The sequence below is a fragment of the Frankia torreyi genome (genome assembly GCF_000948395.1).
GTDB lineage: Bacteria > Actinomycetota > Actinomycetes > Frankiales > Frankiaceae > Frankia > Frankia torreyi.
Window position 1 is genome coordinate 1 of record NZ_JYFN01000110.1, and the last position, 9832, is coordinate 9832.

At 70.3% G+C, this 9832-nt stretch carries 11 protein-coding genes and 1 pseudogene; 5 read left to right on the plus strand and 7 right to left on the minus strand.

What is annotated here, in order from left to right; genetic code table 11:
• Positions 1-3: 3 nt before the first annotated feature.
• A partial coding sequence (locus FF36_RS41355; RefSeq protein ID WP_422615132.1) for a Rieske (2Fe-2S) protein occupies positions 4-287 on the plus strand: 284 nt, incomplete at its 3' end.
• Between the two features lie 327 nt (positions 288-614).
• Here FF36_RS41355 and FF36_RS39670 read toward each other — a convergent pair.
• A partial coding sequence (locus FF36_RS39670) for a glutathione S-transferase C-terminal domain-containing protein (protein WP_339325629.1) occupies positions 615-946 on the minus strand: 332 nt, incomplete at its 5' end.
• A gap of 1 nt (position 947) precedes the next feature.
• Positions 948-1601, minus strand: a pseudogene (locus tag FF36_RS30605) (glutathione S-transferase family protein); the annotation flags it as partial.
• 308 nt (positions 1602-1909) lie between these two features.
• On the opposite strand from FF36_RS30605, the gene FF36_RS30610 reads away from it, so the two are divergent.
• Positions 1910-2515 carry an AAA family ATPase gene (locus FF36_RS30610; protein ID WP_044888697.1) on the plus strand — a complete coding sequence of 202 codons (606 nt, stop codon included), beginning with the start codon at positions 1910-1912 and terminating at the stop codon, positions 2513-2515.
• Positions 2516-2536: 21 nt separating this feature from the next.
• Here the strand turns inward: FF36_RS30610 and FF36_RS30615 are convergent, their stop codons facing one another.
• Positions 2537-2773: a hypothetical protein gene (locus tag FF36_RS30615; RefSeq protein ID WP_044888698.1), complete on the minus strand. Its 237-nt coding sequence runs from the start codon at positions 2771-2773 to the stop codon at positions 2537-2539.
• Positions 2774-3227: 454 nt separating this feature from the next.
• On the opposite strand from FF36_RS30615, the gene FF36_RS30620 reads away from it, so the two are divergent.
• Positions 3228-4040, plus strand: coding sequence for a helix-turn-helix domain-containing protein (locus FF36_RS30620; protein WP_044888703.1), 813 nt, complete (start codon positions 3228-3230; stop codon positions 4038-4040).
• A gap of 48 nt (positions 4041-4088) precedes the next feature.
• Here FF36_RS30620 and FF36_RS30625 read toward each other — a convergent pair whose 3' ends face one another.
• Together FF36_RS30625 and FF36_RS30630 are read right to left on the minus strand one after the other, a co-directional pair.
• The gene (locus tag FF36_RS30625; RefSeq protein ID WP_236706169.1) at positions 4089-4835 is read right to left on the minus strand and encodes an enoyl-CoA hydratase/isomerase family protein; all 747 of its coding nucleotides are present in this window, start codon (positions 4833-4835) and stop codon (positions 4089-4091) included.
• 57 nt (positions 4836-4892) lie between these two features.
• A complete protein-coding gene (locus FF36_RS30630; protein ID WP_199865564.1) occupies positions 4893-5570 on the minus strand; it encodes a DUF72 domain-containing protein in 678 nt (225 codons plus the stop codon).
• Between the two features lie 1261 nt (positions 5571-6831).
• Between FF36_RS30630 and FF36_RS30640 the strand changes: the two genes are divergently transcribed.
• Positions 6832-7950, plus strand: a complete 1119-nt coding sequence (locus FF36_RS30640) for a DUF2637 domain-containing protein (protein ID WP_052681661.1) — start codon at positions 6832-6834, stop codon at positions 7948-7950.
• Between the two features lie 105 nt (positions 7951-8055).
• Here FF36_RS30640 and FF36_RS30645 read toward each other — a convergent pair whose 3' ends face one another.
• A complete protein-coding gene (locus FF36_RS30645; RefSeq protein ID WP_044888706.1) occupies positions 8056-8526 on the minus strand; it encodes a pyridoxamine 5'-phosphate oxidase family protein in 471 nt (156 codons plus the stop codon).
• A 210-nt stretch (positions 8527-8736) separates the two neighbouring features.
• On the opposite strand from FF36_RS30645, the gene FF36_RS30650 reads away from it, so the two are divergent.
• Positions 8737-9282, plus strand: coding sequence for a DUF1360 domain-containing protein (locus FF36_RS30650; RefSeq protein ID WP_044888707.1), 546 nt, complete (start codon positions 8737-8739; stop codon positions 9280-9282).
• Between the two features lie 238 nt (positions 9283-9520).
• Here the strand turns inward: FF36_RS30650 and FF36_RS30655 are convergent.
• On the minus strand, positions 9521-9832 hold a 312-nt coding region (locus FF36_RS30655; RefSeq protein WP_044888701.1), incomplete at its 5' end, for a transposase.

Sequence of the window (9832 nt, forward strand, 5' to 3'; positions counted from 1 at the left end):
CCGGTGGCCGGACCGGAGCCGGCAAGCGGGCCCGGCGGCGCCCTGGTTCCCACGGCCGGCATCTGGCGGACCGTCGCCACCACACAGGACCTGCCGGAAGGCGGAGTGCGTGCCTTCGACACGGGGACCGTGGTCGGGTTCGTGCGGCGGACCGATGGTCGGGTCCGCGCGACGTCGGGGATCTGCACGCATCAGGGCTGCCGGCTGGCCCTGGACCCGGCGCAGCAGCGGCTGAACTGCCCCTGCCACCGCATGGCCTTCTCACTGGCCGGCGAGGTCGTGAACTANAAGATCCGCACCCCGCCGCGTCCGCTGCCCAGCCTCACCGTTCGCGAGGTCGACGGCGTCGTGCAGGTCTACGTGCCCCCCACCCCCACGTGAACCGAGGGGCGGCGGCCACCACCGGATGGTGACCGCCGCCGTGGTATGGCCCCCAACGTTGGAGCCGGTCGGTTCGCCGTAGCCGCCCCGGGCTTCGGCCCGGCATCACGGTGAGTTCGTACGTGGGCGTGCTCTGTTCGTATGCGCAAGAAGGTCGTGAGGCGACCCGCCGCGCCGCGACGTAGCCGCGATCAGGACGCCTTTCCCAGCGAGAAGCGGTCGTGCCGATGCGGCTACGCGTCGTCTCCGGGCGCGGTGTCCCAGCCCGCCAGGACGGCGGCCGGCTCCGAGAAGGTGGCGAAGTCGGTGGTCGCCCGGAAGGCGGGGAGTTGGTAGAGGGCGCTGGCGTAGGTCCACAGGTGCGGGTAGTCCGACAGCGGCGGCAGGGCCGCCAGGTCACCGCGGCGGCCGCGGTAGCGGACCAGGGAGACCCACAGGCGCACGTCGGCCTCCGTAAGCTGGCCGCCGACCAGATACGGGGCGTCGGCGAGCCGGGCGTCGAGCGTCGCGAACGCGTCGAGCAGCGTCGCGCGGACGGTCTCGTCGTGCGCCGCCCGGTGCGCCCNGTGGTTCACCGCCGGGCCGATCCAGGAGTCGAGTTCGGCGATCTCGGCGCGCAGGTGCTCGGGGTAGGTGTCGGCGCCGTTCGACCAGCGGCCGAACTGGGTGGCCAGGTCGATCCCCAGGCTGGTGAAGTCGTTGGACACGACCTGGCCGGTCTCGCGGTCCCACAGCGTCGGGACGGAGACGTGGCCGTCGAAGCCCGGCTCCGTGCGCTCGTAGGCGTCGCGCAGCAGGGTGAAGCCGTTGACCGGGTCCGGGCCGTAGGTCTCGCGGAATCCCCAGCCGCGGGCGTCGCGGGTGCCGTCGACGTAGGAGACGCTGATGACGTCCTCGAGCCCGTGCAGCGCGCGCTCGAGGGTGACGCGGTGCGCCCAGGGGCAGAACCAGCCGGCGTAGATGTGGTAGCGGCCCGGCTCGGCCGGGAATCCGCTCGACCCGTCCGCGGTGATCCGCCCGGTGAACCGGTACAGCGGCCGGGTGTCCGCGGGGTCCCGTCTGATCGTGTACTCACCGTAGGTCGCCACGTCGGTCGGGCTGGCATACACCGGCCCCGTGGTGTCGGCGGCGGCGGTGTTTTCGGAGACGGCGGTGTTTTCGGAGGCGGCGGTGTTCTTGGAGACAGGGGTGGTCTGAGCGACGGCGGCGGCCTGGGACATGCGTGTCCTCCTCGGGGCGCTGCTGGAGCGGCCACGCAGGTCGCGGGCCTTGTTTCTCCAAGGCCGACCAGTACTGCGCTATTCCGATCGGGCAGGCAGAGATCCCGTCACCTCGGCACCAGGTGGGCGGCCGTGACCGTGGCATCCGCACCACTGGTGCGGGTGCCGCTGATGAGCGAGTCACCCGGCGGGCGGCGAGCTGCCGCCGTCACGCGTCTGCCCTGGTGCTGGGCGGTGTGAACACGCGGTCGCGGTGAGAGGGGGACTCTGGGGCCAGGTGACGATCGCGCGGAGGAGTGACCTGTCCGATGAGCTCAACGACCAACGAGCAGAACGACCACGACACCTCACCGGCAGCGGCCCGGAGAACCGAGCGGGCGGTCATTCTCGTCACCGGCATACAGGCGGCCGGGAAGTCGACGGTCGCGCAGATACTGGCCGAACGGCTACCCCGCTCGGTGCACGTGCGAGGCGACCTCTTCCGGCGCATGGTCGTCAACGGCCGCGTCGACATGACCCCCGACCCGACCGACGAGGCGACCCGGCAGCTCCGGCTGCGTCATCAGCTGACCGCCACGGTCAGCGACGGCTATTTCGCGGCTGGATTCACCGTGATCAGCCAGGACGTCATCCTCGGCGACCACCTCGCCGAGACGGTCGCCGCGATGCGAAGTCGGCCCCTGTTCGTGGTCGTGCTCGCCCCGCGCCCCGACGCCATAGTCGCCCGCGAAGCGTCCAGGACCAAGACCGCTTACGACGCATGGACGGTCCACGCACTCGACACCGTGCTTCGTAGCAGGACCCCCCGCCTCGGGCTCTGGCTCGACACCTCACACCAGACCTCCGCCGACACCGCCGACGAGATCCTGGCCCGAGTCTGGACAGAGGGGAGGATCAAGGAATCCGGCACCTGATCCCGGCGCCCCGCCGGACGCCTACGGGGCGAGGCGAGCCGGGTCCGCGGGGACGACGCGGAACGTGCCGCCCACGATCCTTCCGTACATCTCCGCCGACATCGGCCCGGGAAACGTGGCCCCGACCGACGTCGGTGAACCGTCGTCGTCGACGAAGACGACCGCGTAGGACTCCGGCGCGGAGCATCCACCGCAGACGGTGGACTCGGCGCGGGTCCAGCTTGCCTCGGACGGCGCGTGACGCCGGGGCGCGGTCAAACCGTCCCTGCCCCGGATCGGCGCGGCAGGGGCCGGGCCCCTGCCGGCGCGTTCACAAAAAGATGAACTGATTTATCCTCGCTGAAGAAATCGAATCTCACCTCGCCGGCATCGGCGAGCCGATACGTTCTCACGATGCTCCACTCCTCGTCCGCATGAGCGCGGTCACGGCTGTCACCCATCCGGGTGCGTCTACAGACGCTCGCGGATGGCGGGCCCCTTGGCGAGGGTGTGAGAGCCGTCATACTGGATGCGGAAAGGCCGGTGCGGCGGCCTCGTGCAGGCGGGCCACCCGTGGTGCGGGGGAGATCTGGTTGCGTGCGACGATCAGTCGACGATCCGGGCCGGCCTGGCAGCCCGCGCGCCCATTCCGGGGTGTGACTACAAGCAGACCAGGTGGAAACGTCGGGCGACGAACCAGAACCGAGGAATCCGGGTAGACGATGTGATGGACATGCAACCCTGCCTTGCCACCCTCCTGGCGAGCATCGTCGAGCTGAGGAAGGCGGCCGGGCTGAGCCAGGCCCAGCTCGCCAGCCGGGTCCGCTACCAGCCGAGCTACTTGTCCAAGGCGGAGCGCGGCCTGCTCGGCGTGCCGTCCCAGTCGCTCATCAGCGCGATCGACGCCGAGCTGAACGCCGGCGGTCGGCTGGTCGAGCTGCGGCGGCACGCCTGGTTGGAGGACAAGGGGAGCCAGGCGGGCATCACCTGGTCACGAGCACTGGAGGAGGTGGACACCACGGATCGTCGACAGCTCATGGTGGGGGGAAGCGCCGCCGCCGCCGGTCCCGCCGCAAGCCCCCAACTGCCCGCACCTGTGCCGTCGCCGGGCGGCGTGGGCCGCCGGGCCGGTGGCGGCGTCGACCTGTCCGGTCGCTGGTGGACGGCCTGGCAGACGTTCCGGGACGGCGAGGAGATCCATTCCTCGCAGGAGGCGAGCCTGGAGCAGTCCGGAGCGAAGATCCACATAGAGGCGATCACTCGCGGACTGCCCACCGAGGAGGGCGGGTACCTCTGGTGGGGTGAATTACAGATTTTCGACGAAGAGATCATCATGGGCTGGTACGTCAGTTCCGAGGGTCCGGTTCGCTCGAAGGGATCGCTGTTCCTCGCGCTGAATCCGCACGGCGACCGCCTCACCGGGCGCTGGGTCGGGCTGAGCTACGACGGCATGTTCATCGAGGGCTGGGGTGCGGTGGCCCGCGACGAGCAGACCGCGCTCGCCCTCATCGAGCGGCTCAAGAAGCAGTATCCGAAGGTCGCCTGAGCCCCGGTGCTCGCCGCACGATCTCGGTGCCACCGGCCGGTCGGCGTCTCATCCGGTGAAGAAACTCTGGTGGCGCCGAGCCTCGGCGTCGACGAATTCCGCCAGGCCACTGCGTTCGGCCAACAGGAGGTTGGCCTTCGTTCCGCGCACGGATCTCAGCGGGCGCGCGCCCAGCTCGGTGACCATCGCGGTGACCTCCGCCTCGAACCGGTCGTCGGGAAACACCCGGGCCACCAGCCCGATCCGCCGAGCATCGTCCGCGGTCAGTTTTGCCGGGAGGAAGCAGAGGTCACGCGCCGCGGCCCCACCGAGCGCGCGGGACAACGTCCACGGCAGGCCGAGCTCGCTGGTGAGTCCGAGCTGGGGGAACGCGACGGAGAAACGGGCGCGGGCGGCGGCGACCCGCAGATCGCACGCCGCCGCCCAGCCGAACCCGGCGCCGGCGCAGCCGCCGTTGACCGCGGCGATGGTGAGCTGCGGCATCTCGTGCAGCAGGGTCGCCGACTGGTAGACCTCCACCGGTGGGAGGTCGGGGTCGTGGTCGGTGAGCACCGCCGTCAGATCCGCGCCCGGGCAGAACGTCCGGCCGGTGCCGGTGAGGACGACGACGGATAGCGTGTCGTCGCGGGCGAGGTCGGTGAGCACGGCGTGCATCTCGATCATCATGGTCGTGGTGACGGTGTTGTGCGCGGCCGGGCGGTTGAACCGGACCCAGGCGACCGGCGCACTGACGCGCACGTCCAGGGTGGTCCAGGGGCCCTGCGCGGGGTGCTGCGACGGCTCGTCGGTCATCATCTGTCCAGTCTTCTCGCCTGAGCACCTCCGCCTGGACCCCGCCTGTGCGAGTACCGCTCACGCGCCACACAGGTGGCGCAGTCGGCGGGAGTTGTCGACGGCGTAGCCGTGGCCGTCGTTGTTGAAGTAGGCGTAGACATCCAGGCCGCCGCCGGACCATTCGTTGATGCGGCCGGCCCACCAGCGCAGCGCGTCGTCGTCGTAGGAACCGGCGTAGAGGGTCGTGGGGTCCGGGCCGTGCAGGCGCACGTACACGAACGGCGCGGTGGCCCGCAGGACACACGGCAGGCCGGCGCCGCTCATGACGCAGTAGGCCGCGCCGTACCGTTCGAGGATCCGGTAGACCGCCTCGTCGTGCCAGCTTGGATGGCGGAACTCGACCGCCACCCGCATCCACGGCGGCACCCCGGCCAGGAAGTACTCCAACCGGGCGTCGTCGCGGCTCTGGCGCCCGTCGAGCTGCACCAGGACTGCCGCTCGCCGGTCGGCCAGTTCATGCCAGGCGCCCGCGATCCGACCCGTCCAGGCCTCCGGTGCGTAGAGCCGCTTGGCGTGGGTCAACCCACGCGACGCCTTCACCGACATCACGAAGCCCCGCGGGAGCCGGCGGCGCCACCGAGCGAACGTCGCGTCGGCCGGCCAGCGGTAGAAACTGGCGTTCAACTCGACCGTGTCGTACTCGGCCGCGTAGACAGCAAGGCGGCGGCCGGGCGGCGTCCCCGGCGGGTAGAGCACGCCTTCCCAGTGGCCGTAGCTCCATCCCGAGGTACCGATGTGGACCGCGATCGTCGCTCAGCCTCCTCAGGTCGATGCGAGCCGTGCCTCTCGCGCGATCGCGGCCTTGATCTCGGTCTCGGCGAGTCAGCCGCGTGTCGGCGGGAGAACGACCGTCCTCCGGCCGTCCTCGCGGTGGTCGACGTGGAGGTCGTGCACCTGGCGCCGCCATACCCGGCATTGGGCCACTAACCCAGCCCGGCGCTCCGTACCGATTTGCGGTCAGAACGCGGCCAGATCGTGCCGAGGCTTGGGTACGGTTTTCGGCCCGAGAAGTGGCACGAGCCCTCGGCTCGATTCCGTGTTCAGGAAGGCGCAGAAAGGCATGAAGGCGGGATTTGTCTGCGAGCACCAGCCCCGAGCCCGACGCCCGGTGTTCCGCGGAACCGCGCCATGCCGCCGGGCCGGACCTCGACTTCCGCGACCATGCCCTTACCTGCATACCTCGACTTCCGCGATCATGCTCGCACCTGCACACCTCGACGGTCACGATCAGGGAACGCGACAGGCCCCCGCAACCACACACGCCGCCTCGCCCAGCCCGGCCGCTCGCCCAGCCCGGCCGCAATGATCTGGAGGCGCCCCCGAGGAGGCAGGTATGTCCGTCACGCCATTCAAGGATCTTCCGCTGGCCGACCGCACGCGCGCCTGGAACGGCGCGGCGGCGGAGAAGCGGGTCCGGCGCTGGGTCGAGGCCCAGGACGCCCCCAACGGCAAGTACCGCGAGGCGCACGTCTGGTACGACCAGGAGAAGAAAGACGAGTTCACCGGTTACAAGCTGCTTATCGCTGATGTGATCGACGGCGAGCTGACGGTCGTTCCTCGCGGGGTGATGGCGGCGGCGGCGGTCATGCAGGGCTCGCGCGGCGGCGTNAATCTACCCGCGGCCGATATCACCCGGGCCAGGAACCACCTCGCCAAGTACTACAAGAAGATGGGCGACGACGCCCCCTGGGAAGCGCGGTAAGCGGCCGGATCGTCGGGGCTCACACCGAGCCGGCCCGACCAGAGGACCGACTGCCTGCAACAGATCCGATCCGAACGGTCAGGGCTGACGGTCGCCGATGGTGACCTGAGAAATGCGTAGGCGGACGCTTTTATCACGGTTGGCACCAGGGCGAATACTGGCATTCCGCATCGATCGGGGTGTCCGGACCACGCGATCGGCTTCGGCGCAAAATGTGTCCTGACGAGGCATTCCGAAGCAGACGAGGAGATCGGTGTGGACGGTGATCAACCGGTGAGCGAGGGTCGATCCTCCGGCCTCCGGGCGGAGCGGGCGATCCGGGTCACCACGGTGGTCGCGGTGGCGACGGTGGCGGTGGTGGCGGCCTTCGTGTCCTATCGGCACATGCGCGGGGTCGCGATCGCGCACGGGGAGGACTCGATGACCGCGGCGGTGCTGCCGTTCAGCGTGGACGGGCTGATCGTGGCCGCGTCGATGGCGATGCTGGCGGACCGGCGCGCCGGGCGGAACCGGTCCTGGCTGGCCTACCTCCTGCTGGCGCTCGGAGCCTGCGCATCGCTGGCCGCGAACGTGCTACACGCCGAACCCACGGTCACCGCCCGGATCATCGCCGGCTGGCCGCCGCTGGCCCTGCTCGGTTCCTACGAGCTGCTCATGCGTCAGATCCATCCGGCCGGACGCCGAACCGTCGGCGATCCGGTCACCACCGTCCTACCGATCCCACCGCAACGTGGCCCGATGCCCGCCGTCACCGAGCCCACCATCACCAAGCCCACCGTCACCAAGCCCACCGTCACCAAGCCCACCGTCACCAAGCCCACCGTCACCAAGCCCACCGTCACCAAGCCCACCGTCACCACGGCCGCCGTCACCGAGCCCGCCCTCACCACGGCCGCCGTCACCGCTTCCACCGTCACCGCCGATGAAGCCACCACGGCGGCGCCTTCGCCGGCCCCGGCGCCAGACGTCGCTGACCACCCGAGCCGGACCGACAGCCGTGGACCCTCGCCCCAGGAGGACGACGACACCGATCGGGCGGGTGCCGATCGGGCGGGTGTCGATCGGGTCGAGGCCGACCGGCCGGATGCGGCGTCGCCCGCCGGGCTGGACGGCGCGGCGGACCCGGCAGCGAAACGCGAGGCGATCGCGCGCACCCTCGACCAGACCGGCGGGTCGGTCACCAAGACGGTCGCGGTACTCGCCGCGCAGGGCATGACGGTCAGCAGGAGCTGGGTCTACCAGGTCCGTAGGAACACCTCGTACGCCGACGTCAACACCGTCCCGCCCACCCGGCCCGCGCACCGGCACACCATCCGTGGACGGCGCCGCGGCATGGCTCCCGAACGGACCCTCGTCCCCCACTCCAGCCAGTAGCCGACCCCGAGGGGGGTTGCAACTGGCGGCACGGAATCTCGCGTCAGGGCCCCCGGGCCGCCCGAGCCCGCCCGGGGGATCCCATGGACGATGCCGGGTGCGGCCCTACTTCCGCTCGACCCTCAGGAGTCCTCGTTCGGGCGTCCATGACTCGACGACGAGTCCGGTGGCCTCGGCGTTGAGGCGGGTGACGACGACCTCGGTGATGTCGGCGACGAACATCTCTCCGTCGGCATGCTCGCTCGCCTCGGCCGTGGTCACCGGGTTAGCGGGAACGGCCCGCCCGGCGATCTTCGCCTCGCCCGGCCAGTCGCTCTCCCTGCCCTGCTCGGGGTGGAAGGTGGGGCCGTGTAGCGCGAAGCGGGGATCCCGGTGAAGATCCGCGCCCTTGCGGGCGTCGGTCATCGAACCGAAGCGGAGGTCGCCGTCGGTGAACTCGCACTCGATGCCCGAGATACGGGGCGAGCGATCGGCGCGCAGCGTTGCGATGGTCTTGTGGCGACCGGCATCGAACAGCCGCCGCACCCGCCCGGCGAACTCCGGTTCTGCCTGCTCGATCGCCTTCCACGCTGGCACGCCGCGAAGCATACCGTCGACGGCCGACTGGCCGGGTCCGAACACGAGGCACACCGAGGGCGCCCTGCGCCGAACGGGATGGCGGGAGCGGATTCGGTCGGCGTCCGCCGTTGCTCCCGGCCCGGTCGGATTGCCCGGGTGATCTTCAGGTGCCGCCGACATGGCGTCGCTCGGTTTGGGGTCCTCGGCCGGGGTACGCCCGGAATAATGATGACTACATGGGAATCGACCGCCCGCCAGGTCACCGATCGGGTCACCGGGATCGCGCGGCGGGAGGAAGCGGAGTACTCCGGTGGCGAGCCGCGTCCGCTGGGCGGATACCTGGCGACGCTGGGGACCTATGGCGTCGCGTGCGCCTCGATGGTCGGGGTCGCCCGGCTGGTCGGGGCGGCGCCGCCCGAACGGGTGAGCGCGGCCGACCTCGCTTTGGTCACCGTCGCGACGCACAAGCTCAGCCGCGTGCTGACCAAGGACCCGGTGACGAGCCCCCTGCGGGCGCCGTTCACCCGTTTCCGCGGCCAGTCGGGTCCGGCCGAGCTGGCCGAGGATGTGCGCGAGTCAAGCGAGGCCCGGCACAGCATCGGCGAGCTGATCACCTGCCCGTTCTGCGCCGGGCAGTGGGTGGCCACCGGTTTCGTGTTCGGGCTGGTGGTCGCCCCCCGGTTCACCCGGCTGGCCGCCTCGGTGTTCACCGCCGCGGCCGGTTCCGACGCCCTCCAGTTCGCCTATGCCCGCCTGGAACAGGCGGCCGAATAGTCCGCAGCCGGCCGAGACGGGATCCGGCTCCCCGTCCCGGTTCAGTGGGAACTTGGTCGATCGCGAGACATCACAGCGCTGGTCGGCGCGGGGACACCGACCATGCCGGCCACGAACCCAGAACCAGATGATCTACGACTACATCGCCTGGCGAAACCAGCACGCAGAAGATCAGAAACTCCGGCAGATCGTCCAGCGGGCGAACGTGGCCTGACGAGGCACTAGTAGACCGTCGCCACTAATGTTTGGGGTATAGGTGGCGGAGTTTGGTGCGGGCGTCGGCGGTGGTGAAGTGCCAGTGGACTTGGCGCTGGTCGGTGTTGACGGCTGTCTGCCAGGCGGCGAGTTCGGTGTTGAGCACGTCGAGGTCGTCGATGCGGCGGTCGAGGCATTGGCGGGTCAGTGCGGCCAGTTCGATCTCGGCGATGTTGAGCCAGGAGCCGTGTTTGGGGGTGTGGTGGATCTCGAGGCGCCCGGCGAGAGCGAACGCGACGGCGGGGTCGAAGGCCTCGTAGAGCGAGGCGATGCCGTGGGTATTGAGGTTGTCCAT

What these genes read in the sequence shown, in the direction of transcription:
- FF36_RS30610 (WP_044888697.1), top strand. Translation starts at nt 1,910, where the DNA reads ATGAGCTCAACGACCAACGAGCAGAACGACCACGACACCTCACCGGCA.
- FF36_RS30620 (WP_044888703.1), top strand. Translation starts at nt 3,228, where the DNA reads ATGCAACCCTGCCTTGCCACCCTCCTGGCGAGCATCGTCGAGCTGAGG.
- FF36_RS30625 (WP_236706169.1), bottom strand. Translation starts at nt 4,835, where the DNA reads ATGATGACCGACGAGCCGTCGCAGCACCCCGCGCAGGGCCCCTGGACC.
- FF36_RS30650 (WP_044888707.1), top strand. Translation starts at nt 8,737, where the DNA reads ATGACTACATGGGAATCGACCGCCCGCCAGGTCACCGATCGGGTCACC.